This is a genomic window from Acidiphilium cryptum JF-5 (assembly GCF_000016725.1).
Taxonomy (GTDB): Bacteria; Pseudomonadota; Alphaproteobacteria; order Acetobacterales; family Acetobacteraceae; genus Acidiphilium; species Acidiphilium multivorum.
The window spans coordinates 684,785-710,386 of record NC_009484.1; the positions used below are offsets into that span (position 1 = coordinate 684,785).

General features: G+C 70.9%; 20 protein-coding genes and 1 tRNA gene. 13 read left to right on the top strand and 8 right to left on the bottom strand.

What is annotated here, in order from left to right:
- Positions 1–69: 69 nt before the first annotated feature.
- Positions 70–417, top strand: coding sequence for a DUF190 domain-containing protein (locus ACRY_RS05485; RefSeq protein WP_011941642.1), 348 nt, complete (start codon positions 70–72; stop codon positions 415–417).
- A 30-nt stretch (positions 418–447) separates the two neighbouring features.
- Positions 448–864 carry a DUF190 domain-containing protein gene (locus tag ACRY_RS05490; protein WP_007421508.1) on the top strand — a complete coding sequence of 139 codons (417 nt, stop codon included), beginning with the start codon at positions 448–450 and terminating at the stop codon, positions 862–864.
- A 215-nt stretch (positions 865–1,079) separates the two neighbouring features.
- Here ACRY_RS05490 and rfbD read toward each other — a convergent pair whose 3' ends face one another.
- From rfbD to ACRY_RS05520, 6 genes are all read right to left on the bottom strand, one after another.
- Complete coding sequence (rfbD, locus tag ACRY_RS05495) at positions 1,080–1,985, bottom strand: dTDP-4-dehydrorhamnose reductase (RefSeq protein WP_011941643.1); 906 nt, start codon at positions 1,983–1,985, stop codon at positions 1,080–1,082.
- A gap of 1 nt (position 1,986) precedes the next feature.
- Positions 1,987–2,541: a dTDP-4-dehydrorhamnose 3,5-epimerase gene (rfbC, locus tag ACRY_RS05500; RefSeq protein WP_011941644.1), complete on the bottom strand. Its 555-nt coding sequence runs from the start codon at positions 2,539–2,541 to the stop codon at positions 1,987–1,989.
- Complete coding sequence (gene rfbA, locus ACRY_RS05505; protein ID WP_011941645.1) at positions 2,538–3,419, bottom strand: glucose-1-phosphate thymidylyltransferase RfbA; 882 nt, start codon at positions 3,417–3,419, stop codon at positions 2,538–2,540. Before rfbA ends, rfbC begins: the two co-directional genes overlap by 4 nt.
- Positions 3,416–4,471 (bottom strand): dTDP-glucose 4,6-dehydratase, encoded by a 1,056-nt coding sequence (gene rfbB / locus ACRY_RS05510; RefSeq protein WP_043509074.1) that lies wholly within the window; start codon positions 4,469–4,471, stop codon positions 3,416–3,418. Before rfbB ends, rfbA begins: the two co-directional genes overlap by 4 nt.
- Before the next feature lie 337 nt (positions 4,472–4,808).
- Positions 4,809–8,552: a glycoside hydrolase family 99-like domain-containing protein gene (locus ACRY_RS05515; protein ID WP_011941647.1), complete on the bottom strand. Its 3,744-nt coding sequence runs from the start codon at positions 8,550–8,552 to the stop codon at positions 4,809–4,811.
- Positions 8,553–8,567: 15 nt separating this feature from the next.
- Positions 8,568–10,211: an amidase gene (locus ACRY_RS05520; RefSeq protein WP_011941648.1), complete on the bottom strand. Its 1,644-nt coding sequence runs from the start codon at positions 10,209–10,211 to the stop codon at positions 8,568–8,570.
- A 74-nt stretch (positions 10,212–10,285) separates the two neighbouring features.
- On the opposite strand from ACRY_RS05520, the gene ACRY_RS05525 reads away from it, so the two are divergent.
- Positions 10,286–11,467: an FAD-binding domain-containing protein gene (locus ACRY_RS05525; RefSeq protein WP_043509076.1), complete on the top strand. Its 1,182-nt coding sequence runs from the start codon at positions 10,286–10,288 to the stop codon at positions 11,465–11,467.
- A 7-nt stretch (positions 11,468–11,474) separates the two neighbouring features.
- Here the strand turns inward: ACRY_RS05525 and ACRY_RS05530 are convergent, their stop codons facing one another.
- On the bottom strand, positions 11,475–12,251 hold the full coding sequence (locus ACRY_RS05530) for an SDR family oxidoreductase (protein WP_011941650.1): 777 nt from the start codon (positions 12,249–12,251) through the stop codon (positions 11,475–11,477).
- 118 nt (positions 12,252–12,369) lie between these two features.
- Between ACRY_RS05530 and ACRY_RS05535 the strand changes: the two genes are divergently transcribed.
- From ACRY_RS05535 to ACRY_RS05580, 10 genes are all read left to right on the top strand, one after another.
- Positions 12,370–14,010: a fatty acid--CoA ligase gene (locus tag ACRY_RS05535; RefSeq protein WP_011941651.1), complete on the top strand. Its 1,641-nt coding sequence runs from the start codon at positions 12,370–12,372 to the stop codon at positions 14,008–14,010.
- Positions 14,011–14,134: 124 nt separating this feature from the next.
- Positions 14,135–15,634 carry an MmgE/PrpD family protein gene (locus ACRY_RS05540; protein ID WP_007424084.1) on the top strand — a complete coding sequence of 500 codons (1,500 nt, stop codon included), beginning with the start codon at positions 14,135–14,137 and terminating at the stop codon, positions 15,632–15,634.
- A 19-nt stretch (positions 15,635–15,653) separates the two neighbouring features.
- On the top strand, positions 15,654–16,805 hold the full coding sequence (gene prpC, locus ACRY_RS05545) for a bifunctional 2-methylcitrate synthase/citrate synthase (RefSeq protein ID WP_007424085.1): 1,152 nt from the start codon (positions 15,654–15,656) through the stop codon (positions 16,803–16,805).
- 10 nt (positions 16,806–16,815) lie between these two features.
- The gene (prpB, locus tag ACRY_RS05550; RefSeq protein WP_007424086.1) at positions 16,816–17,730 is read left to right on the top strand and encodes a methylisocitrate lyase; all 915 of its coding nucleotides are present in this window, start codon (positions 16,816–16,818) and stop codon (positions 17,728–17,730) included.
- Positions 17,731–17,757: 27 nt separating this feature from the next.
- Entirely contained in the window at positions 17,758–18,933 is a 1,176-nt protein-coding gene (locus ACRY_RS05555; protein ID WP_011941652.1) for an acyl-CoA dehydrogenase family protein, read from the top strand.
- Complete coding sequence (locus ACRY_RS05560; RefSeq protein WP_011941653.1) at positions 18,930–20,027, top strand: enoyl-CoA hydratase/isomerase family protein; 1,098 nt, start codon at positions 18,930–18,932, stop codon at positions 20,025–20,027. Before ACRY_RS05555 ends, ACRY_RS05560 begins: the two co-directional genes overlap by 4 nt.
- A gap of 75 nt (positions 20,028–20,102) precedes the next feature.
- Positions 20,103–21,002: a 3-hydroxyisobutyrate dehydrogenase gene (gene mmsB, locus ACRY_RS05565; RefSeq protein ID WP_011941654.1), complete on the top strand. Its 900-nt coding sequence runs from the start codon at positions 20,103–20,105 to the stop codon at positions 21,000–21,002.
- Positions 21,003–21,043: 41 nt separating this feature from the next.
- Positions 21,044–22,765 carry an AMP-binding protein gene (locus ACRY_RS05570; RefSeq protein WP_011941655.1) on the top strand — a complete coding sequence of 574 codons (1,722 nt, stop codon included), beginning with the start codon at positions 21,044–21,046 and terminating at the stop codon, positions 22,763–22,765.
- A gap of 35 nt (positions 22,766–22,800) precedes the next feature.
- Positions 22,801–23,568: an SDR family NAD(P)-dependent oxidoreductase gene (locus tag ACRY_RS05575; protein ID WP_011941656.1), complete on the top strand. Its 768-nt coding sequence runs from the start codon at positions 22,801–22,803 to the stop codon at positions 23,566–23,568.
- A 62-nt stretch (positions 23,569–23,630) separates the two neighbouring features.
- Positions 23,631–23,705: transfer RNA gene (locus ACRY_RS05580), tRNA-Val, on the top strand.
- 145 nt (positions 23,706–23,850) lie between these two features.
- Here the strand turns inward: ACRY_RS05580 and mutL are convergent.
- On the bottom strand, positions 23,851–25,599 hold the full coding sequence (gene mutL / locus ACRY_RS05585) for a DNA mismatch repair endonuclease MutL (RefSeq protein WP_011941657.1): 1,749 nt from the start codon (positions 25,597–25,599) through the stop codon (positions 23,851–23,853).
- Between the last annotated feature and the right edge of the window lie 3 nt (positions 25,600–25,602).

Consider the following 25,602-nt stretch of genomic DNA (forward strand, 5'->3'; position numbering starts at 1 on the left):
GATCGGCGCTAGTCTCGGTGTAGCGTCGTTGTCCGGGCCGGTTCGACCCGAACGCCGAGGAGGACCTCGATGCGCATCATGGAAGATGCCCTGCTGCTCAGGGTTTTCCTGGGCGAGGACGACATGGCCGGCGGCCAGCCTCTCTATCGCGCGATCCTCGAGGCGGCGATGCGGGCCGGGCTGGCCGGCGGCACGGCGCTGCCGGCCCCGATGGGCTTTGGCGGCTCGCGCGGAATCAGGACGGGCATCAACGTCGATGCCGGGGCGCATCAGCCCATCGTCGTCGAGATCATCGACCGGCCGGACCGGATCGAGGCGTTCCTGCCGCTGATCGAGCCGATGATTCCGTCGGGCGTGGTCACGCTGGAGGCACTCAAGATGCGGAAGATCGTTCCCGGTTCGCCGGCCCAGGCCTGAGGCGGACGAGAAAGCGAGGAGGACACGGCGATGGATGTTCCACACGAGGCTTCACTGCTGCGGATCTATACCAGCTCGGCCGACCGCCATGGCGGGACGCCGCTGTTCATCGCGATCGTTCACGCGGCGCGGGATCACGGGCTTGCCGGCGCCACCGTGCTGCGCGGCCCGCTCGGCTTCGGCCATACGGGGCGCCTGCATGAGGGGCATCTTCTGCCGTTCTCCGACGATCATCCCGTCATCATCGAGATTGTCGATGCCACCGACAGGATCGAGGCCTTCCTGCCGGTTCTGGATTCGATGATGCAGAGCGGCCTGGTCACCATCGAACGCGCGCGCGTCCTGCAATACGGGCGCCACAGGCCGGGCTGGCTTGAACGTGTCCGCCAGCAGTTCTTCCCGGCCTCTCCCCCGCCGGCGGCACAGGCGCGGGTCGGGCTGAACTGACCTCCGGCGTCTCGCGCCCGCGCCCGCAACGCAGGATCAGGGCCGCGCGATCCTTTCTGCCGGTATCGCGGAGGCAGCCTACGCGCGCCCGCGGATGGAATGTCGGTTGCCGGCGCACGGGCTGAAACGCGTGAATGACGGCACGGAATTTCGGTGCCGGCGGGCATTCCGAGAGTCGCGCCGCGCCGAACAATACGGTCTGTCGAGGATGGTGATCACGGTGTTTCGTCCTGCGCGAGGATTGCGGGGACGATGCGGGCGGTGGCGTCTTTCCAGTGTGGGAGGGCGAGGGCGAAGGTTTGGCTGAGTTTTGTGGTGTCGAGGCGGGAGTCGGCGGGTCGGCGGGCTGGGGTGGGCCAGTCTGCGGTGGCGATGGGGATGATGTCGGGGTGTGGTGTGCCGTGGCGAGCGGCGAGGGCGAGGATTTCGGTGGCGAAGCCGTGCCATGAGGTGTCGCCGGCGCTGGTGGCGTGGAAGATGCCGGCGAAGCCGGGCTGCCAGCCTTCGGCGAGGATGCGAGCGGCGATGGCGAGGATGGCGTCGGCGAGGTCTTCGGCGGCGGTGGGGGTGCCGCGCTGGTCGGCGACGACGCGCAGCGCCGGCAGGCGGCGGGCGGCGGCGATCATGGTGCGGGCGAAGTTCTTGCCGGTGGCGGAGAAGACCCAGGCGGTGCGGAGGATGATGGCGTCGGCGCCGGCGGCGAGGATGGCTTCCTCGCCGGCGGCCTTGCTGTGGCCGTAGACGCCGAGCGGGGCGATCGGGTCGGTTTCGGTGTAGGGCGCGCCCTTGGTGCCGTCGAAGACATAGTCGGTCGAGACGTGGATGAGGGGGATGCCGCGGGCGCGGCAGAGGGTGGCGAGGGTTGCGGGGCCGTCGCGGTTGGCGCGGAAGGCGGCGTCGGCGCTGGTCTCGGCGGCGTCGACGGCGGTCCAGGCGGCGGCGTTGACGACGAGGGCGGGATCGGCGGCGGCGAGGGCCCTGGCGATCGTTTCCGGGGCGTCGAAGTCGAAGCCGGGGCGGCCGATGGCGCGGGCGGGGAGCCCGGCGGCGGGCGCGCGGGCGGCGAGGGCGTGGCCGAGCTGGCCGCTCGCCCCGGTGATCAGGATCGGGCGGGGCGGCATGTCAGAGCCTGAACCAGGGTTCGGCCTCGGCCAGGCGGGGCAGGAGATTGTCCTTGTCGGAGAGGAGGGCGGTGCCGGCGGGGACGGGCCAGGGCAGGGCGAGATCGGGATCGTTCCAGATGACGCCGCGTTCGGAGGCTTTGTCGTAGGGGGCGGTGACCTTGTAGACGACCTCGGTATCGGGCTCGGTGGTGCAGAAGCCGTGCAGGAAGCCGGGCGGGATCCAGAGCTGGCGCCCGTTGGCGGCGGAGAGCTCGGCGGCGGCGTGGCGGCCGAAGCTGGGCGAGCCGTGGCGGATGTCGACGGCGGCGTCCCAGATCGCGCCGCGGATGCAGCGGACGAGCTTGCCCTGGGCGAAGGGGGCGAGCTGGCAGTGCAGGCCGCGGATGGTTCCGGGGCGGGTGGAGGAGGAGTGGTTGTCCTGCACGAAGGTTTCGGTGAAGCCGAGGGCGGCGAGCCTTGCCTGGTTCCAGGTTTCGCTGAACCAGCCGCGGGAATCGGCGAAGCGGGGCGGGGTGATGAGCATGACGCCGGGCAGGTCGAGCGGCTCGATCATGCGGCCTCTCCGTCGGCGAGTTCGCGCAGGACGCGGCCGAGCTCGGTCTTGCCGAGGCGGGCGGCGTGGCGGCGCAGGGTGTCGGCGTCGATGAAGCCCATGCGGAAGGCGACTTCCTCGGGGCAGCCGACGAGCTGCCCCTGGCGGGCCTGGATGGTCTGCACGAAGGTTGCGGCCTGGAGCAGGGAGTCGGGGGTTCCGGCGTCGAGCCAGGCGGTGCCGCGGCCGAGGCGCTCGACGGCGAGGGAGCCGTCGTCGAGATAGAGGCGGTTGAGATCGGTGATCTCGAGCTCGCCGCGGGCGGAGGGTCGGATGCGGCGGGCGAATTCGGTGACCCGGCGGTCGTAGAAATAGAGGCCGGTGACCGCCCAGCTGGAGGCGGGGGCGGCGGGTTTCTCGACGATGTCGATGGCGCGGCCGGCGCTGTCGAAGGTGACGACGCCGTAGCGCTCGGGATCGCGCACCTGGTAGGCGAAGACGGTGGCGCCGGCCTCCCGGCCGGCGGCCTGGCGCAGCGCGAGCGAGAGATGATCGGCGTGGATGAGGTTGTCGCCGAGGGCGAGGGCGCAGGCCTCGCCGGCGAGCCAGTCCGCGCCGATCAGGAAGGCCTGGGCGAGACCGTCGGGCGAGGGCTGGGCGGCATAGCCGATGCGGATGCCGTATTGGCCGCCGTCGCCGAGCAGGCGGCGGAACTGGGGCAGGTCCTGCGGGGTGGAGATCAGCAGCAGGTCGCGGATGCCGGCGAGCAGCAGGGTCGACAGCGGATAGTAGACCATCGGCTTGTCGTAGACGGGGAGGAGCTGCTTCGAGGCGGCGAGGGTGGAGGGGTGCAGGCGGGTGCCGGAGCCGCCGGCGAGGATGATGCCCTTGCGGATCATGCGGCGGTACCGAGGCGCTGGCCGGCATAGCGGCGGGCGCGGATGGCGCGCCACCAGGGCTCGTTGGCGAGATACCAGTCGACGGTGCGGGCGAGTCCGGCCTCGAAATCGTGGGCGGCGCGCCAGGCGAGGGCGGCCTCGCTGCGGGCGGGGTCGATCTCGTAGCGGAAATCGTGGCCGGGGCGGTCGGCGACGAAGGTGATCAGCCGCTCGCGCGGGCCGGCGGGATCGGGGCGGCGGGCATCGAGCAGGCGGCAGATGGCGCGGACGACGTCGAGATTGGAGCGGGGCTGGCGGGCGCCGATGGCGTAGGTCTCGCCGGGCGTGCCGGTGAGGGCGATGGCGAGGAGCGCCTCGGCGTGATCCTCGACGAAGAGCCAGTCGCGCAGGTTGGAGCCGTCGCCATAGACGGGCAGGGGGCGGCCCTCGAGGGCGTTGATGAGCACCAGCGGGATGAGTTTCTCGGGGAACTGCCAGGGGCCGTAATTGTTGGTGGTGTTGGAGACGATGGCGGGCAGGCCGTAGGTGTGCCGCCAGGCGCGGACGAGATGGTCCGAGGCGGCCTTGCTGGCGGCGTAGGGGCTGCGGGGGTCGTAGGGGGTGGTTTCGGTGAAGGGGGGATCGCCTTGTTCGAGGGCGCCGAACACCTCGTCGGTGGAGATGTGGTGGAAGCGGAAGCGGCGGCGGGCGGGCTCGTCCAGGGTGGCGAACCAGGCGCGGGCGGCCTCGAGCAGGACGAAGGTGCCGGTGATGTTGGTGTCGATGAAATCGCGCGGCCCGTCGATCGAGCGGTCGACATGGGATTCGGCGGCGAGATGCATGACGATGTCGGGCCGGTGCGCCTCGAAGGCGGCGCGCATCGCCGCTGCATCGGTGATGTCGGCGCGGATCAGGCGATGGCGCGGATGCCCCAGCGCAGCGCCCAGCGCGTCCTCCGAGGCGGCGTAGGTCATCTTGTCGACGGTGACGACCTCGTGCGGCGTGCTCGCCACAAGCCGACGGACAACCGCAGAACCAATGAAGCCGCAGCCCCCGGTGATCAGAAATCGCAAGGTTGGATCAGGCATAATCTCAAAAAGAGCGGATCAGGAAATCTGCTTCGCGCAAGATGTTTGCAAATGCGGAACGTCGGAATCGTGTCGTGATGCGACGGGGACGGATGCGGCCCCTAACGCCAAAGTAATATAACAGCTTTGATAGCCGGAATCATCTCATGAATCGGCATCAAAACAGATTTATTTCATAGGTATTTACAGGGTTTTTCGTAAACGGTGAGTTTTTTATTAGAAACTAGAACTAACAATATAAATGATGTTAGATAGTATTTTCCTGATAAAATTTCACGAACGAAGAATCGATTGGAAAATAAAGACGTTCGCCGAGTTCGGCTCAGATCTTTTTACGGGTGCGCGGGGCGTGAGACAGGCCGAGCCGGGCGGCGAGGTCGTCGCGCCAGGCGCGCTGGGCGGCGCGGGCGGCATCGTCGAGGCCGAGGGTGTCGGCGGCGATCGCCTGCACCCGGGCGATCTCGGCGAGATGGGTCCGCCCGTCGAGCGAGGCGGTCGCTCCGCCCTCGTGCCGGCGGTGGACGTTCAGCGGCTCGGCGACCCAGACGACCGGGCCGGCGGCATGGGCGAGCAGGTCGATATAGAGCCGCCAGTCGCCGGCGAGGCGGAAGGTGGCCAGCTCGTCGCCGAGGCGGGCGAGGCTCGCGCGCAGCGCGTCGCGCCGGAACAGCACGGCGCTGACATTGAGGATGAGGTTGCGGGTGGCGAGGAAGCGGGTGGCGAAGTCGCGCGCATCGAGGGTCATCGTCGTCGCGAGGTCGGCGGCGCCGGATTCGGCATAATAGCGCCGGTAGTCCGGCATCAGGGTGCGGCCCTCGTCGTCCACCGCGCGGGAATCGGCGATCGCCATCACCGCGCCGGGCGCCGCGGCGAGGGCGGCGGCGAGGCGGGCGACGAAGCGGGGGGTGGTGTCGTCATCGGCCTCGGCGATCCAGACGAAGTCGCCGCGCGCGGACTCGGCGGCGCGGCGCCACTGGCCGAAGGGCGAGCCGCTGTTGCGCCGGGCGCGGCGCACCGCGAGACTGCGCCGCCAGCCGGCGGCGGTTTCCCTGGCCACCGCCACCGAACCGTCGGTCGAGGCGTCGTCGAGCAGCGTCACCTCCTCGAGCGGGTAGGTCTGGCCGAAAATGCCGGCGAGGCGGCGGGGCAGGTGGCGCTCGTAATTGTAGTTGGTGACGAAGCAGGAGACGCCGATCAGCCCGGGGCTGGCGAGGGCGAGCAGGCGGCGGGCATAGGCGGCGAAATCGAAGCGGGTTGCGGCCTCGGCGGCGATGCGGGGGCGGGCGGCGGCGAGTGCTTCATGGTCGAGCCGGGCGGCGATCGCGGCGGCGAAGGCGGCGACGTCGCCGGCGGGGACGCTCTCGCCCGCGCCGGTCTCGCGCAGCAGGTCGGGGATGCCGCCGGAGCCGGCGAAGGCGATGGCGGGCAGGCCGGCGGCCATTGCCTCGATCACCGTGGTGGGCAGCGGGTCCTCGCGCGAGGTGAGGGCGTAGAGGTCGGCGCCGCAATAGGCGGGGGCGACATCCTCGTCGAAGGGCAGCAGGTGGAAGCGGCCGGTGGCGCGGGCGGCCTCGATCTCGGCGCCGAGATAGTCGCGGATCCAGAGATGGGTCTCGCCGAGCCAGACGAAATGGATGTCCGGCCGGGCGGCGGCGAGCAGGCGGAAGGCCTGGAGGAAGAGGTCGAACCCCTTGCGCAGGTCGCCGAAGCCGACGCCGAGCACGGCGAAGGCATCCACCGCGAGGCCGAGCCGGGCGCGGAAGCGGCGGCGGGCGGCGGCATCGAAGCGCACGCCCTGGTAGTTCCCCTGGGGGATGACATGGGCCGCCGGCGTGGCCTCGAGCGCGGCGCACAGCGCGTCGCGCACATGGGCCGAGGAAAACACGGTGGCGGCGGCGGCGCGCATCCCCTGGCGGGCGACGCCGCGCAGGGCGCGCTCATCGACGAGGCGGGGCATCTCGTGGACCAGAAGGATGCTGCGCAGCCCGGCCTCGGCGAGCGGCGCGCAGGCCCGCGCCGAGGCGAGGCTGTTGACGATCGCCGCGGTGATGCCCTGGGCGCGGTAGGTCGCGACATGGTGCTGCAGCGCGGGTTCGTTGGGGGCGAGGTCGACGATGCCCTCGGCCTCGTAGTCGGGGACCAGATCGCCGCCGCCGAGCAGCAGGATGCGCGGCACGATGCCATGCTGGCGGCGCAGGGTGCGGGCGAGGTGGAGCAGCAGCATCTGCGCGCCGTGGGGCAGGGCGTCGTGCCCGACGAGGAGGAGGTTCTGCGCGTCCGCCGCATCGGCGCGGCCGGTGATGGCGCGGGCGGTGGCGTTGAGGAAGGCGGCGCCGAAATGCAGGTCGGGTTCGAGATAGGCGCCCTCGGCCCATTCGTTCCAGGCGTTGATGCAGACGATCGGCTCGCCATGGACCGGGGCGCGGCGGGCGCGCTCGATCAGCGCCGCGAGCCAGGCCTGGTAGGCGGCGGGCGTCGCCTCGTGCAGCACGACGCCGGCCCCCTCGCGCCGCGGGTCGTTGTCCCAGCCGGGGACGGCGGTGCGGATCAGCGGATAGGCGGGGTCGGGGTCGGCGAGGGAGGCGGCGACGATGTCGTCATAGCGGTAGACATCGGCCGAGAACGCGGGGTCGAACAGGTCGAGCGCGGTGTCGAGCTTGGGGGCGCCGACCACCAGCTTGTGCGGCGGGAATTCCACCGCGCCGTCGAGCCCGTGGCGGCGGGGGTCGTAGTCGTGGAAGCTCTGGGCCATGAAGAGCAGCGGGGTTTCGCCGTGCCGCTCGGCGAAGAGGCGGCGCCAGCGGGCGATGGTCGCGGGCGGGTCGGGGATCAGGGCGGCGCGGTAGATCATCAGCAGCGGCCGGCCATCGAGCCGGATGTAGCGCGGATCGGCGAAATGGCGGGCGAAGTCGTCGACCAGCGCGGCGTCGTCCTCCGGCCGGTAGTCCTGGGCGAGGAGGATCTCGCGTTCCAGCCCGTCCCACCGCCGGGTCCAGTTCTCGTTCGCCCACATCAGGCAGAAGGGCATGTCGAGCGCGGGATCGGCGAGGAAGCGCTCGACCGGCCGCTCCAGCAGGCGGCGGCGGTTGAACCAGTAGTAATAGAAGACGAAGCCGCCGAGCCCGGCCTCCTTCGCCATCGCGATCTGGCGGGGCATCACCGCGGGATCGTCGAGCGAGTAGAAGCCGAGATCGCGCGGGGCGCGGGGCTGGTAGTGGCCGGCGAAGCGCGGGGTGGCGCGGACGAGGTTGGTCCATTCGGTGAAGCCGGTGCCCCACCAGGCGTCGTTCTCGGGGATGCGGTGGAATTGCGGCAGGTAATAGGCGAGCACGGTGGCGAGGCGGGGCGCGCCGGGCGGCAGGGGCTGGCGCGGCTCGAAGGCGGGGGCGGGGCGCGTGGCGGCGCGGATGGCGCCGGCGATCAGCCGCTCGCCGGCCGGCCGGCGCGGGTGGAAGCCGCCGCCGCGATGGGCGAGATAGTGCAGGAACGGATTGCCGCCGGCGATCTCGTCGGCATAGCGGGCGGCGTAGAAGCCGATGTCGAAATCCGGGCTCGGGTCGCGCCGCTCGGCGGCGCCGAAGGCGCAGAAATGCTCGAACGGATCGCTGCCGGCGGCGGCGACGTCGGGGTTGTTGTCGAGATACCATTGCGGGTCGAACAGCGGGACCGGGCTGACCTTGCCGGTGCGGCGGCGGGAGAGGAAATCGGCCAGCGCGTTGGCGCCATCGGGGATGCCATAGGTCTCGCGATACCAGCCGGCGTGGAACAGCGGCGAGGGGTCGCGGCCCTCGCGGTCGCCGAAATCGATGTAGTGGCGCAGCGGGTTGGCGCCGGAGGCGGCGATGTCGGGGTTGCGGGCGAGGTAGAAGGCGGGGTCGAAATAGGGGTTGGGGCGATGCCCGGCGCGCCAGCCGCGGCGGCAGAAATCGGTGAGCGGGTCGGTGCCGGCCGGCATGTCCTGCGCCTGCAGCGCGTAATGGCCGGGATCGAACAGGCCGCTCGGGCGGATCGCGGCGATGTCGCCGGCGAGGTCGGGGTCTTCGGCGGGGGGATGGGTCCGGGTCATGCGGCGCGTTTGTCCTTATGTGGCGCCGGTCAGGCCGTGCGGCGGGCGGAGGTCGAGCGCGCAGCGCCGGGCGAGGGCGTGGCCGAGGGCGAGCATCGGCGCCTCGTCGAACAGCCTGCCCCAGAGGCAGAGCGCGGCGGGGACGCGGCGCGCCGGGGCGTCGGCCGGGGCGTCGGCGGCGATGCCGGCGGAGGGGCGCGGCGGCGAGAGGGTGAAGCCGACCGGCAGGCAGAGGCAGGGATGGCCGGTGAAGGCGGCCAGCGTCGGCAGCGCGCCGACGCCGAAGGGCGCGGCGAGGAGATCGACCCCGGCGAGGAGGTCGCGCATCGCCATCATGCCGCGGCGGCGCAGCCGGTCGAGCTGGATGTGGTCGACCGCCGAGAGGAAGCGGGCGAGGCGGAACTGGTTGGGCCAGGCGGATTCGTCCTGGCGGGCGAGCAGGTCGTCGGCGCCGGAGAGGGTGAGCGGCTCGAAGCTCGCCGCCGCCTCGGCCATCAGCAGGGAGACCAGGCTTTCCCAAGGCAGCGCGGGCAGTTCGACCGGCACCGGGACGACGCCGAGGGCGCGGCAATGCTCGATCGCGGCGCGGGCGGCTTCCGCCGAGGGGTCGGCGAAATCCGCCGCCAGGATGCCGAGCCGCAGGCCTTCGGGGTCGCGCCCGGCATCGCCGCCGAAGGGGATGTCGAGGCTGGAGGGATCGTCGGGGTCGGCGCCGTTGAGGATGGCGAGGATCAGCGCGGCGTCGCCGGCATCGCGGCAGAGCGGGCCGAGACGGTCGAGGCTCGGGCAGAGCGGCATCGTGCCGGTGCGGGCGATGCGGCCGAAGCTCGGGCGCAGGCCGACGGCGCCGCAGCGCGCGGCGGGGGCGACGATCGAGCCGAGGGTTTCGGTGCCGAGGGCGAAACCGCAAAGCCCGGCGGCGGCGGCGGCGGCGGAACCGGCGGAGGAGCCGGAGGCGCCCTCGTCCGTGTTCCACGGGTTGCGGGTGCGCCCGCCATGCCAGACATCGCCGTAGCCGAGCGCGCCGACGGTGGTCTTGCCGAGCAGCACGGCGCCGGCGGCGCGCAGGCGGCGGACCGCGACGGCATCCTGTTCCGGCAGGCGGCCGAGAAAGGGTTCGGCGCCGCGATCGGTGACGAGGCCGGCGGTGTCGATCAGGTCCTTGCAGCCCCAGGGCACGCCGTGCAGCGGGCCGGCCCAGTCGCCGCGGGCGGCGCGGGCGTCGAGTTCGGCGGCCTCGTCCAGCGCGGCGGGGTTGAGGCGGGCGAAGGCGCCGATCGCGGGATCGAGCCGGGCGATGCGGTCGAGGCAGATCGCGGCCAGGCGGGTCGCGGTGAGGTGCCCGGCGCGGACCCACGCCGCCTGAAGGCGGGCGGGGGCGAAGGCGATCGCCGCATCGTCGTCGCCGGGAAACGGGGCGTCGGCGGCGGGCAGGCGCAGCGGTGCCGCCGGCGGCGGCGCGAAGCCGGGGAGGCGCGGGTCGAACACGCAGGCGGGGGCCAGCTGCTCGTCGAGCGGGACGGCGCGGCGGGCGCGGGCCAGGTCGATCTGCGCCGCGAGGGCGCCGGCGAGCAGGTCGCGTTCCGGCCTGGTCTGGGCGATGCCGAGAACGCGCTCGGCGGCGGCGATGTCGGCGCTGGTCACGGCCTGTTTGTCCACCCAAACCTCCTGTCAGTCTGTTTGGCCGATCCGGCGGGCATTGCCAAGAGCGGCCGAGGCGCCATTTGCGGGGCATGGATGCCGAACCGATTCCCACCCGCGACGCCGGGCTCGACCGCCTTGCCGCCTTCCTGCCGCGCGCCGGGGCGGCTTACGCGGCGGGGCGGAATACCGATCCCGGACCGGAGCGGAAAGGGGCGGTCTCGCGCCTGTCGCCCTGGCTGCGGCACCGGCTGCTGACCGAGGCGGAGGTGGCGCGGGCGGCGTTCGCGGCGCATGGCGAGGCGGCCGCGAAATTCATCGAGGAGGTCGGCTGGCGGACCTACTGGAAGGGCTGGCTGGAGCAGCGGCCCGGCGTGTACGATCTCTATCGCGCCGGGCTGCGGCGGGCGGAGAACCGGCTCGCGACCGAGGAGGGGCTGCGGCGCGCGTTTCACGATGCCTGCGCCGGGCAGACCGGGATCGACTGTTTCGATTCCTGGGCGCGGGAGATCGTCGCGCGGAACTACCTGCACAACCATGCGCGGATGTGGTTCGCCTCGATCTGGATCTTCACGCTGCGGCTGCCCTGGGAACTCGGGGCGGATTTCTTTCTCCGCCACCTGCTGGATGGCGACATCGCCTCCAACACGTTGTCGTGGCGGTGGGTGGCGGGGCTGCACACGCCGGGCAAGCACTATCTCGCGCGGGCGGAGAACATCGCGCGCTTCACCGGCGGGCGGTTCGATCCGCGCGGGCTGCTCGACGAGGCGGCGGAACCGCTCACCGAGGCGGTGCGGCCGGGGCCGGCGCTTCCGCCGCAATTCGATCCGCCGCCTTCGGGCGAGGTCGTGCTGCTGCTGCATGAGGAGGATTGCGCGGTGGAGACGCTCGATCTTGCCGGCTGCACGGTGCGGGCGGTGGCGGCGGTGGCGATGCCGGAGGCGCGGGCGCGCGGCGGCGTGGCGCCGGCGGTGGCGGGCTTCGCCCATGGCGCGCTGGTGGATGCGATGGGACGGGCGGCGGCGCGGTTCGGCGTCCGGCCGGTGCTGCTGGAAGTGGACGATCTCGCCGGCTGGGCGGCGGCGCACCGGCTGAAGGTGGTGACCGCGCATCCGCCCATCGGGCCGGTCGCGCAGGCGCTGGCGGCGGCGGATGTGGGGGCGGTGCGGGTTGCCCGCGCCTGGGACCGCGCCTTGTGGCCGCATGCGGGGCGCGGGTTCTTCGGCTTCCGCCCCCGGATCGGCGACGCGGTGGCCGCCGCGTCCGGGGGCTGAGCGCGGGTCAGATCACGCCGGAGCCGCCATCGACCGCGAGGATCTGGCCGGTGATGTGGCCGGAGGCGGCGGAGCAGAAGAGCAGGGCGGCGCCCTTCAGGTCGGCGTCGTTGCCGAGCTTGTTCATCGGCGTCTTCGCCAGGATCTTTTCCTCGAACTGGCCGAGGATGCCGCGCGTCATCTTCGAGGGGAAGAAGCCGGGGGCGAGCGCGTTCACCGTGATGTTGTGCGGGCCCCATTCGGCGGCGAGCGCGCGGGTCATGTTCACCACCGCGCCCTTCGAGGTGTTGTAGGGGATGGTGCCGGTGATGTCCGGGTGATGGCCGCGCAGCCCGGCGATCGAGGCGATGTTGAGCACCTTGCCGGACTTGCGGGGGATCATCGAGCGCGCGGCGATCGCCTGGGTGAGGAAGAACAGGTTGTTGACGTTGAGGTTCATCACCCGCGCCCAGGCCTCGGGCGTGACGTCGACCGCCGGGGCACCCCAGGTGGCGCCGGCATTGTTCACCAGGATGTCGACCGGGCCTGAGGCCAGCACGGCGTCGGCCAGCGTCTTCGGGCCGTCGTCCTTGCCGAGGTCGCTGACATGGGCGGTGGCGGCGATGCCGAGGCCGGCGAGGTGCTTCACCGCCTCGTCCAGCTCGTCCTCCTTGCGGGCGGAGATCGCGATGGTGGCGCCGAACTCGCCGAGCGCCTCGGCGATCTGCAGGCCGAGGCCGCGCGAGCCGCCGGTGATCAGGGCGCGCTTGCCGGTCAGGTCGAACAGGGATTTCAACGCGGTCATTCGGGTTTCCTCATCGTTGCTGGCCCGTTCCGGGCGGGGTTGACGGGCGCGATACGCGCCTATCCTATGGTGCACAAGCCCCCGTGCCAACGGGGACGCGACCTGGAGGAGACGAGACATGACCGAGGTGACGGAACCGTTCCGCTACCGGCTGCTGATCGGGCAGCTGCTGAAGATGCCGATCGCGCAGGCGAGCCGGCGGGAGATCGTCTATCGCGGCGACACGCGGCTGACCTATCCGCAATTTGCCGCCCGCGTGCACCGCTTCGGCGGCGTGCTGCGCGACCTCGGCGCCGGGATGGGCACGCGCGTCGCCTTCATGGACTGGGACAGCCACCGCTACCTCGAGGCCTATTTCGCGGTGCCGATGGCGGGCGCCGTGCTGATGATGGTGAACATCCGCCTCAGCCCGGAGCAGATCGCCTACACGATCGATCATTCCGGCGCGGAAATCCTGTTCGTGCACGCGGATTTCCTGCCGGTGCTGGCGGCGATCCGCGAGCGGCTGCCGAAGCTGCGCCAGGTGGTGCTGATCCGCGACGACGAGACGGCGGTGCCGGAGGGCTTCGGCGGGGAGTATGAAACGATGCTGGCGGCGACGGCGCCGCTCGACGCGTTTCCGGAATTCGACGAGGACACGCTGGCGACGACCTTCTACACGACGGGGACGACGGGCCTGCCCAAGGGGGTGATGTTCACCCACCGGCAGCTCGTGCTGCACACGCTGATGGTGCTGACCGGTATCAACATGTCCGGGCTGAATGGCGGGCTGTCGCGCGAGGACGTCTACATGCCGCTGACGCCGATGTTCCACGTTCACGCCTGGGGCTTTCCCTACGCGGCGACGATGCTGGGGATGCAGCAGGTCTATGTCGGGCGGTTCCTGCCGGAGGTGGTGCTGCGGCTGCTGGTCGAGGAGCGGGTGACGGTGTCGCACTGCGTGCCGACGATCATGCACATGATCCTGAACGCGCCGGCGGCGAAGGCGATCGACCTGTCGCGCTGGCGGGTGGTGATCGGCGGCTCGGCGCTGCCGCGGCCGCTCTGCGAGCAGGCGCTGGCGCGGGGGATCGACATCTTCGCCGGCTACGGCATGTCGGAGACCTGCCCGGTGATGACGCTGGCGCAGCTGCGCGGCGACATTCTCGACGGGCTGCCCGATCGCGCCGAGGCGGAGATCGGCTACCGGATGGCGGCTGGCCTGCCGGGGCCGCTGGTCGAGGTCCGGATCGTGGACGAGGCGATGAACGATGTGCCGCATGACGGCAAGTCGGTCGGGGAGGTGGTGACGCGCACCCCGGCGCTGACGCCGGGCTATGCCGGCAACCCGGAGGCCTCGGCGGCGCTCTGGCGGGGCGGGTGGCTGCATACCGGGGATATCGGCACGATCGACGCCGACGGGTATCTGCGCATCGTCGACCGGGTGAAGGACGTGATCAAGACCGGCGGCGAGTGGATCTCCTCGATCGGGCTGGAGGAGATCCTGCTCACCCATCCGGCGGTGTCGGAGGCGGCGGTGGTGGGGGTCGCGGACGAGCGCTGGGGCGAGCGGCCGGTGGCCTTCGTCGTGCTGCGCGCGGGCATGGAGGCCGACGAGGAGGCGCTGCGCGGCCATGTGCAGGCGCGGGCGGATGCCGGCGCGATCTCGCGCTACGCGGTGCCGGACCGGGTGCATCTGGTCGAGACCCTTGACAAGACCTCGGTCGGCAAGCTGGACAAGAAGGCGATGCGCGCGCGCGCCACCGGAGGGGCGGCGTGAGTTCGCAGACTTCGCAATTCACCGTCCCGGCTTCGATCCAACTTGCCGCAATTCGCTTGTGACTGCGAAGTCCAGCGGCTATTGCGGGGCCAAACCACCTTCAGCAACCACGAGCGCAACCGCCATGAAACTTCACGAAGTCCGTGTTCATCCATCCAAATCCCTGCTCAAGCGCGACGACCAGCTGGCGTGGAAGATCGCCGGCGTGGCGGCGGACAAGGTGGCCGTCGACAAGGACGTGACGGCGATGATCATCAACCGGATCATCGACAACGCGGCGGTGGCGGTGGCCTCGGTCAATCGCGGGCCGGTGGTCTCGGCCCGGGCGATGGCGCTCGGCCATGCGAAGCGCGGCGGGGCGACGGTGTTCGGCCTGCCGGCGCGCAAGACGGTGAGCCCGGAATGGGCGGCCTGGGCGAACGGCACGGCGGTGCGCGAGCTCGATTACCACGACACCTTCCTCGCCGCCGACTATTCGCACCCGGGCGACAACATTCCGCCGATCCTCGCGGTGGGCCAGGTGATGGAGCGCTCCGGGCGCGACCTGATCCGCGGCATCGCGACGGGGTATGAGATCCAGATCAACCTCGTGCGGGCGATCTGCCTGCATGAATGGAAGAAGGACCACATCGCGCATCTCGCCCCGGCGCAGGCGGCGGGCATCGGCGCGCTGCTCGGGCTGAAGCAGGAGACGATCTTCCAGGCGGTGCAGCAGGCGGTGCATGTCAGCTTCACCACGCGGCAGAGCCGCAAGGGCGAGATCAGCTCGTGGAAGGCGTTCGCGCCCGCCCATGCCGGCAAGCTCGCGATCGAGGCGGTGGACCGGGCGATGCGCGGCGAGGGCGCGCCGAGCCCGATCTATGAGGGCGAGGACAGCGTGATCGCCTGGATGCTGGGCGGCAAGGATGCCGTCTATCACGTGCCGCTGCCGGGCAAGGGCGAGGCCAAGCGCGCGATCATGGACAGCTACACCAAGGAGCACTCGGCCGAATACCAGAGCCAGGCGCTGATCGACCTCGCCTTCCGGATGCGCGAGCAGATCGAGAATTTCGACGCGATCGAGAAGATCACCATCCACACCTCGCACCACACCCATTACGTGATCGGAACGGGGGCGAACGACCCGCAGAAGATGGACCCGAAGGCGAGCCGCGAGACGCTCGACCATTCGATCATGTACATCTTCGCGGTCGCGCTGCAGGACGGCACCTGGCACCATGTCGACAGCTACGCGCCGAAGCGGGCGCGGCGGGCGGACACGGTGGCGCTGTGGCACAAGATCGAGACCGCCGAGGACCCGGAGTGGACGCGCCGCTACCACGCCACCGATCCGGCCGAGAAGGCGTTCGGCGGGCGCGTCGAGATCCGGTTCAAGGATGGCAGCACGCTGGTCGACGAGCTGGCGGTGGCGAACGCGCATTCGCTGGGCGCGCATCCGTTCGAGCGGGCCGATTACATCCGCAAGTTCGAGACGCTGACCGACGGCATCATCTCGCCGCGCGAGGCCGCCCGCTTCCTCGAGGCGGTGCAGGAACTGCCGCGCCTGCCGGCCGGCGAGCTCGACCGGCTGAACGTCGCCCTGCCCGCGGGCGCGCTGCTCGAGGGCAAGCCGGGCATCTTCTGAGACGCAAGGAGCAGACAGCATGAGCGAGACCACGACGGCGCCGAAGCCGAAGAAGTCGGTCGCCCTTTCGGGGGTTGCCGCGGGGAACACGGCGCTGTGCAGCGTCGGCCGCAGCGGCAACGACCTGCATTACCGCGGCTACGACATTCTCGATATCGCCGAGACGTGCAGCTTCGAGGAAATCGCGCATCTGCTGATCCACGGCACGCTGCCGAACGCGGCGGAGCTTTCGGCCTATCTCGCGAAGCTGCAGGCGCTGCGCGGGCTGCCGGATGCGGTGCGCAAGGTGCTGGAGGCGCTGCCGGCCGCCGCGCACCCGATGGACGTGATGCGCAGCGGCGTCTCCGCCCTGGGCTGCGTGCTGCCGGAGGCGCACGACCACAACCCGGCCGGCGCGCGCGACGTGGCGGACCGGCTGATCGCCTCGCTCGGCTCGATGCTGCTCTACTGGCATCACTACAGCGCCAACGGGCGGCGCATCGATGTCGAGACCGACGACGAGTCGATCGGCGCGCATTTCCTGCACCTGCTGCACGGGCGCCGGCCGGTGGATGCCTGGGTGCGGGCGATGCACACCTCGCTCATTCTGTACGCGGAACATGAATTCAACGCCTCGACTTTCGCTTCGCGCGTCGTCGCCGGCACGGGTTCGGACATCTACTCGGCGATCACCGCCGGCATCGGCGCGCTGCGCGGGCCGAAGCATGGCGGCGCCAACGAGTTCGCCTTCGAGGTGCAGAAGCGCTATGCCGACCCCGACGAGGCGGAGGCGGATATCCGCCGGCGGATCGAGGCGCGCGAGGTGATCATCGGTTTCGGCCATCCGGTCTATACCATCGCCGATCCGCGCAACGTGGTGATCAAGCGCGTCGCCCGCTCGCTCTCGGAGCAGGCGGGATCGATGAAGATGTTCAACATCGCCGAGCGGATCGAGAGCGTCATGCACGACGCGAAGCGCATGTTCCCGAATCTCGACTGGTTCTCGGCCGTGTCGTACCACATGATGGGCGTGCCGACCGCGATGTTCACGCCGCTCTTCGTGATCGCGCGGACCACCGGCTGGAGCGCGCATGTGATGGAGCAGCGCGCCGACAACAAGATCATCCGTCCCTCGGCCAGCTACGTGGGGCCGGAGGATCGCAAGTTCGTGCCGCTCGACAAGCGCGGCTGAGGAGGGTTCGATGAGCTATCTGCAAGCATCCGGCCTGCCGGATCGACCCGCCGGGCTGCGCTTTCGCGAACTGGTGGAACGTGGGCCGATCGTGCAGATTCCGGGCGCGCATAACGGGCTCGCCGGGCGGCAGGCGATGCGGGCCGGGTTCGAGGCGTGCTACCTTTCCGGGGCGGCGATGACCGCCTCGATGGGGCTGCCGGATCTCGGCATCATCACCGTCGACGAGGTGTGCTTCTTCGTCCGCCAGGTGGCGCGGGCCTCGGGCCTGCCGGTGCTGGTCGATGGCGATACCGGCTATGGCGAGGCGCTCAACGTGATGCACATGGTGCGCAGCTTCGAGGATGCCGGGGCGGGTGCCGTGCATATCGAGGACCAGCTGCTGCCGAAGAAATGCGGCCACCTGAACGACAAGAAGCTCGCCGATGCGCGCGACATGGCGGCGAAGGTGGCGGCGGCGGCGCATGCGCGGCGGAACCTCTACATCATCGCGCGCACCGATGCCGCGGCGAGCGAGGGGATGGACGGCGCGGTGGCGCGGGCGAAGATGTATGTCGAGGCCGGGGCCGACGCGATTTTCCCCGAAGCGCTCTACAACGCCGAGATGTTCCGCGAATTCGCCCGTCGGATGCCGGGCGTGCCGCTGCTCGCCAACATGACCGAGTTCGGCCGCACGCCGTTCTTCACCGCCGCCGAGTTCCAGGAGATGGGCTACCGGATGGTGATCTGGCCGGTGACCTCGCTGCGGGTTTCGGCGAAGGCGGTGGAAAATCTCTACGCCGCGATCCGGCGCGATGGCGGTGCGCAGAATTGCGTCGAGGCGATGCAGACGCGCGCCGAGCTCTACGAGACCATCGACTATGCCGGGTTCGAGGCGCTGGATGCGACGATCGTCAAGACCGTCGTGCCGGCGCCGATCGGCTGACGGAGACGCCGCTTTCGGGAGGAAGAGATGAACGCCACGACGCCATCCGACGCAACGCCGCAATTCGCGCTCGACGAGGCGCAGCGCGCGATTGCCGAGATGGCGCGCGGCTTCGCCGACGAGCGGCTGGCGCCGCACGCGCTGGAGTGGGACGCGGCGCGGCACTTTCCTCTCGACGTGATCCGCGAGGGCGCAGCCCTCGGCATGGGCGGGATCTATGTGCGCGAGGAGAGCGGCGGGTCGGGGCTGACGCGGCTCGACGCGGCGCTGATCTTCGAGGCGCTGGCGACCGGCTGCCCGGCGGTTTCGGCCTACATGTCGATCCACAACATGGTGGCCTGGATGGTCGACCGGTTCGGTGACGACGCGCAGCGCCGGGACGTGTTGCCGGCGCTGGTGAGCATGGAGCATCTCGCCAGCTATTGCCTGACCGAGCCGGGGGCGGGATCGGACGCGGCGGCGCTGAAGACGAAGGCCGTGCGCGATGGCGACGATTACGTGCTCGACGGCGTCAAGCAGTTCATCTCGGGCGCGGGGGCGACCGACCTTTATCTGGTGATGGCGCGCAGCGGCGGCGCCGGGCCGCGCGGGATTTCCTCGTTCCTGGTGCCGAAGGATGCGAAGGGCCTGGGCTTTGGCGCCAACGAGCGGAAGATGGGCTGGAACGCGCAGCCGACGCGCCAGGTGGTGTTCGAATCCTGCCGCATTCCCGCACGGTTCCGGCTCGGCGCGGAAGGCGAGGGGTTCCGCATCGCGATGAGCGGGCTCGATGGCGGGCGGGTGAATATCGGCGCCTGTTCGCTCGGCGGCGCGCAGGCGGCGCTGGAGAAGGCGCAGCGCTACATGGGCGAGCGCGAGGCGTTCGGCCGGCGGCTGGAGGATTTCCAGGCGTTGCAGTTCCGGCTTGCCGACATGGCGACCGAGCTGGAGGCGGCGCGGCTCTTCCTGTGGTCCGCGGCGGCAGCGCTCGACCGCGGCGAGGCGGACGCGACGCGGCGCTGCGCGATGGCGAAGCGGATCGCCACCGATACCGGTTTCAACGTTGCCAACAATGCGCTGCAACTGTTCGGCGGCTATGGCTATCTCGCCGAATACGGCATCGAGAAGATCGTGCGCGATCTGCGGGTGCATCAGATTCTGGAAGGGACGAACGAAATCATGAGACTGATCGTCGCGCGCGGCCTCATCGGGCGGAACGCATGAGCGGGGAGACGACCGCGGATGTCGAGATCCGGATCGAGGGCAGGGTCGGCCGGATCAGCCTGAACCGGCCGCGGGCGCTGAACGCGCTGACGCACGACATGGAAGTGGCGATCGACGCGGCGCTGCTGCGCTGGGCGGACGATCCTTCCGTCGCCTTCGTGATGGTGGACGGGCGCGGCGAGCGCGGGCTGTGCGCGGGCGGCGATATCCGCGCGCTGTACGACGCGGCGAAGAGCGGCGGCGAACGCCTGGCGTTTCCATTCTTTGGCGACGAATACAGGATGAACGCGCATATCGCGAATTATCCGAAGCCCTTCGTCGCGCTGATGGACGGGATCGTGATGGGCGGCGGCGTCGGCATTTCGGCGCACGGGTCGCACCGCATCGTCACCGAGCGGACGATGCTGGCGATGCCGGAGGTCGGCATCGGCTTCGTGCCGGATGTCGGCGGCACTTTCCTGCTCGGGCGGATGCCGGGCGAGACCGGCATTCACGCCGCACTCACCGCGCACCGGATGACCGGCGCCGATGCGGTGTCCTGCGGCATCGCCGATCATTACGTGGAAAGCCGGCATCTGCCGGCGCTGACGGCGGCGCTGGCGGCGCTGGTGGATGGCGCGGATGTCGATGACTGCATCGCCGCCTTCGCGACGCCGGCGCCGGACTCGCCGCTGCTCGCCGAGCGCGCCTGGATCGACGATTGCTACAAGGCGCCGACGGCCGAGGCGATCGTCGCGGCGCTGGAGGCGCATGCCGAACCGGCGGCGCGCGAGGCGGCGGCGACGATCAGGCGGATGTCGCCGACCTCGGTGAAGCTCAGCCTGCGCCTCGTGCGCGCGGCGCGGGGCGATGCGAAGGTGGAGACCGCGATCGACCGCGAGTTCCGCGTCGCGGTGCGCTGCGTCGCCGCGCATGATTTCGTCGAGGGCGTGCGGGCGCAGCTCGTCGACAAGGACCGCAATCCGCGCTGGCAGCCGGCGACGCTCGATGGCGTGGATGATGAAGCGCTCGATGCCTATTTCGCGCCGCTCGGCGCCGATGAGCTGGGGCTCGACGCACTAGAGCACTTTCCGATCCTTTCGGATCGGATGTAGTGCTCTATCATATTGATAATTAGAGCATCTTTATCCGATCGGATGATGCTCTAACGCACTGACAGGAGGATACGCATGGCACGGATCGGATTCATCGGCCTGGGCAACATGGGCGGCCCGATGGCCGCCAATCTGGTCCGCGCGGGCCATGCGGTGCTCGGCTTCGACACCGTGCCGGCGGCGCGCGAGGCGGCGGCGGCGGCGGGTGTGACGATCGTGGAGCTTGCCGCCGAGGCGGCGCGCGACGCGGATGCGGTGATCACCATGTTGCCCTCCGGCCCGATCGTCCGCGCGGTCTATGAGGCGGCGGACGGCATCCTGCCGGCGGCGCGGGCCGGCACGCTGTTCATCGACTGCTCGACCATCGATGTCGACTCCGCCCGCGCCGCGCATGCGATGGCGGCGGGACGGGGGATGCTTGCGCTCGATGCGCCGGTCTCCGGCGGGGTGGGCGGTGCCAGCGCCGGGACGCTGACCTTCATGGCCGGCGGCAGCGCCGAGGCGTTCGAGCGCGGCGAGCCGCTGCTGGCGGCGATGGGCCGGCGCATCGTGCATTGCGGCGGCGCCGGGGCCGGGCAGGCGGCGAAGATCTGCAACAACATGATCCTCGGCATCTCGATGATCGCGGTGAGCGAGGCCTTCGCGCTGGCCGACCGGCTGGGGCTCGACCGGCAGAAACTGTTCGACGTGGCCTCCACCGCCTCGGGCCAGTGCTGGTCGCTGACCTCGTATTGCCCGGTGCCGGGACCGGTGCCGGCGAGCCCGGCCAATCACGAATACCGGCCGGGCTTCGCCGCCGCGCTGATGCTGAAGGATCTCGGTCTCGCGATGGAGGCGGCGGCGGCGACCGGCACCGAGACCGCGCTCGGCCGCCATGCGCGCGACATCTACGCCGCGTTCGCCGAATCAGGGCATGGCGGCGAGGATTTTTCCGCGATCTTCCGGGCGATCTCGGCGGCGTCGAAACCCGCCTGAGCGGCGCGGGAGGCGCGGAACCAGAAAAAAAGGAAACGTCCATGACCGACTTCATCGCCGCGCGGCAGTTCCTTCTCGACCACCGGACCGATCTTGCCGCCGCCTCCGCCGGATTCCGCTGGCCGGAGGCGCGGGATTTCAACTGGGCGCTCGACTGGTTCGATGCGCATCTCGCCCGCGATGCCGGCAGCGCGCGGCGCCCGGCGCTGTGGATCGCCGATCCGGCGGGCGGGGAGGATGTGCGGCTGAGCTTCGCTGAATTGTCCGCCCGGTCGAACCGGACGGCGAATTTCCTGCGCGCCCGGGGCGTGCGGCGGGGCGACCGGCTGATCCTGCTGCTCGGCAATATCGTGCCGTTGTGGGAGGTGATGCTGGCGGCGATCAAGCTCGGCGCGGTGGTGATTCCGGCAACGACGCTGCTGACGCCCGAGGAGTTGCAGGACCGGGTGGAGCGCGGGGCGGCGCGTTTCGTGGTGACGACGGCGGACCAGGCGGCGAAGTTCGACGCGGTGGCCGGCACGTTCCAGCGGATCGCGATCGGCGGCGCGCCCGATGGGTGGACGCCCTACGCGCCCGAGGGCGAGAGTGACGATTTCGCGCCGGACGGGCCGACCCGGGCGGATGATCCGCTGCTGCTCTATTTCACCTCGGGCACCACGGCGAAGCCGAAACTCGTTCTGCATTCGCATTATTCCTATCCGGTCGGCAGTCTCTCGACGATGTACTGGATCGGGTTGCGGCCGGGGGATGTGCATCTGAACATTTCCTCGCCGGGCTGGGCGAAGCATGCCTGGAGCAGTTTCTTCGCGCCCTGGAACGCGGGGGCGACGGTGTTCATCGTCAACCAGCCGCGCTTCGAGGCGAAGGCGCTGCTCGATACGCTGGTCCGCTGCGGGGTGACGACGCTGTGCGCGCCGCCGACGGTCTGGCGGCTGCTGATCCAGAACGATCTCGCGCAATGGAAGGTGGCGCTGCGCGAGCTGGCCTGCGCCGGCGAGCCGCTGAACGCCGAGATCATCGACCGGGTGCGGGCGATGTGGGGGCTGACGATCCGCGACGGCTACGGCCAGACCGAGACGACCGCGCAGATCGGCAATTCGCCCGGCCAGGCGGTGAAGCCGGGGTCGATGGGCCGGCCGCTGCCGGGCTACCGCATCGCCATACTCGACCAGGCGAACGATTCGGTGACCGAGGGCGAGGTGGCGCTGCCGCTCGGCGCGGCGCGGCCGGCCGGGCTGATGCGCGGCTATGTCGACGCCGAGACCGGCGCGCTGCGCGGCACCGACGGCGCCTATTACCGGACCGGCGATGTCGCGCAGATCGACGCCGACGGCTATCTCACCTTCGTCGGCCGGGCGGATGACGTGTTCAAGTCGTCGGATTACCGGATCAGCCCGTTCGAGCTGGAGAGCGTGCTGATCGAGCACGGAAGCGTCGCCGAGGCGGCGGTGGTGCCGAAGCCGGACGAGATCCGCCTTTCGGTGCCGGTGGCCTATGTCGCGCTGGTGCCGGGGACGGCGGCGGACCGGGCCACGGCGCTGTCGATCTTCCGGCATGCGCGGGCGCGGCTGGCGCCGTTCAAGCGCATCCGCGAGATCGTGTTCGTCACCGACCTGCCGAAGACGATTTCGGGGAAGATCCGGCGCGTGCAGCTGCGGCGCGGCGAGGCGGGCGGCGAGGCCGGGCTGGCGGGCGAGGTGGTGCGCTTCGCCGAGAGCGCGTTTCCCGAGCTGGCCTCGGGCGAGGGCGGCGGCCCGGCGTGATGGCGCGCCGGGCAATCTGACGGGGCGGAGCAAAAATGGACATTCGCGACAGGGTGTTTCTGATCACCGGCGGCGGCTCCGGGCTTGGCGCCGCCGCGGCGCGGGCGCTGGTGGCGGAGGGCGGGCGCGTGGTGCTGGCGGATGTGGCCGAGGCGCCGGGCATGGCGCTCGCGGCCGAACTCGGCGCCGCCGCGCGCTTCGTGCGGACCGATGTGACGGATGCCGGCCAGGCGGAGGCCGCGGTGGCGGCGGCGCGGGCGGCGTTCGGCGGGCTGCACGGGCTGGTGAACTGCGCCGGAATCGTGCTCGGCGAGAAGGTGCTGGGGCGCGAGAGACCGGCCTCGCTCGAGCGGTTCGCGCGGGTGATTTCGGTGAACCTCATCGGCACGTTCAACATGATCCGGCTCGCCGCCGCGGCGATGGCGGAGGGGGCGCCGGATGAGGGCGGCGAGCGCGGGGTGATCGTGAACACCGCCTCGATCGCGGCGTTCGACGGCCAGATCGGCCAGGCCGCCTATGCCGCCTCGAAGGCCGGGGTGGCCGGCATGACGCTGCCGCTGGCGCGGGAACTGGCGCGCAGCGGCATCCGGGTGATGACGATCGCGCCCGGCGTGTTCGAAACCCCGATGATGGCCGGCCTGCCGGACGAGGCGCAGCGCGCGCTCGGCGCCGCCGTGCCGTTTCCGCCGCGGCTCGGGCGGCCGGCGGAATACGCCGCGCTGGTGTGCCATATCATCGGGAACACCATGCTGAACGGCGAGACGATCCGGCTCGACGGCGCGCTGCGGATGGCGCCGCGCTGACCGGCTCCGGCCCTCTTGCATCGCGGGGCGGCGGCCTGTAATACCCGTCGCACCGCAACGGCGGGCGCGTAGCTCAGCGGGAGAGCACTGCCTTGACATGGCAGGGGTCACAGGTTCAATCCCTGTCGCGCCCACCACTCAAATCCCTGAAATCACACCGTTTTTTGAGTGGCATCACGGTGATGAACCGTGGGCTTGGGCCTCGTAGCAACCAGACAGCTACCGGACAAAGCCACGTTTTCAGCGGGTGCGGGCCGTTCGGGAAGAACGATCTGGATGGTCTCAGCCGGCCCGGCCGAACATCCGTTCCAGATCGCCCCGGCTCAGCCGCAGCACCGTGGGCCGCCCGTGCGGGCAGGTCTGGGCGAGGGGGGTCGTCTCCATCGCCCGCAACAGCGCCTCCATCTCGGCGAACGCCAGCCGCCGCCCCGCCCGCACCGAACGGTGGCACGCCATGCGGATCAGCACCGCGTCCAGCTTCGCTTCCAGCGCCATCGCCGTCCCGCTCTCCGCCAGCGTGTCCGCCACATCCCGCGCCAGCGCGGCCGGGTCGGCCTTGGCCAGCGCGGCCGGCACCGCCCGCACCAGCACCGCCCCCGGCCCGAACGCCTCGATCTCCAGCCCCAGCCCCGCCAGCCGCTCCGCCGCCCCCAGCAGCCGCGCGATATCCTCCGCCGGCAGCTCCACCACCGAAGGCGCCAGCAGCGCCTGCGCCGGAATCGCCCCCGAATCCCGCTCCGCCCGCAGCCTGATCTCGGTCAGCCGCTCATGCGCCGCGTGCTGGTCCACCAGCACCAGCGTCCCGTCCCCGCTCTGCGCGAGAATATACGTGTCGAACACCTGCGCGATCGGCGTCCCCAGCGGATAGTCCGGCCGCGATTCGGGCAGAACCTCCGGCGCCACCCGCGCCGGCGGCAAATCCAGCCCGCGCAACTCCGCCTCCGCGAACCCCCGCGCCGCCCGGCTCTCCGCCTGCGGATACCGCGGCATCGGCGAGGAAGCCGCCCAGCTCGTCCGCGGCATCGACACCGAGGGGGCCGCCGCCAGGTCTGCCGGCGTCGCCAGCGCCCGCTGCACCGCCCCGATCATCAGCGACCGCACCGCGTCCGGCGTCGCGAACCGCAGCTCCGCCTTCGCCGGATGCACGTTCACATCCAGCATCTCCGCCGGAATCTCCAGCCACAGCGCCGCCAGCGGATGCCGCCCCGCCGGAATCCGCTCCCGATACGCGAGCCGCAGCGCCATCCGCAGCAGCGGGTCCCGCACCGGCCGCCCGTTCACCACCATGTGCTGGTGCCGCGCCGCCGCCCGCGTCAGGCTCGCCGGCGAGATGAACCCCCGCAGCGCCACCTCTTCGCGAACCGCCTCGATCTCCAGCAGCTTCTCCGCATCCGCCCGCCCATAGATCGCCGCCACCCGCTCCCGCCGGTCCTGCGGCGGCAGGTCGAAACTCGCCGCCCCGTCGATCGTCAGCGAAAACCCCACCGCAGGCGCCGCCAGCGCCAGGTGCCGGACCGCATCGGCGCAGGACCCCGCCTCCGAACCGGCACTGCGCAGGAATTTGCGCCGCGCCGGCGTCGCGTGGAACAGGTCCTCGACGGTCACGCAGGTCCCGACCGGCCCGGCCACCGGCTCGACCTCGCGGACGGCCCCGCCATCGACCACGATCCTGGCCGCCGAATCCTGCCCCGCCGGGCGGGACGTTACGGTCAGCCGTCCGGCCGCCCCGATCGACGGCAACGCCTCGCCCCGGAACCCCAGCGTGGCGATCCGGACCAGCGCCTCGTCGGTCAGTTTCGACGTGGCGTGCCGTTCGATCGCCAGCGGCAGTTCGGCCTCGGGAATCCCGTGACCGTCATCGGTCACCTCGATCCGGCCGATCCCGCCGCCCTCGATCGTCACCCCGATCCGCCGCGCCCCGGCATCGAGCGCGTTCTCGACCAGTTCCTTGACCGCGGCGGCCGGCCGTTCGATGACCTCGCCGGCGGCAATCCGGTTGATCGTGGTCGGGTCTAGGCGGCGGATCGGCATGGC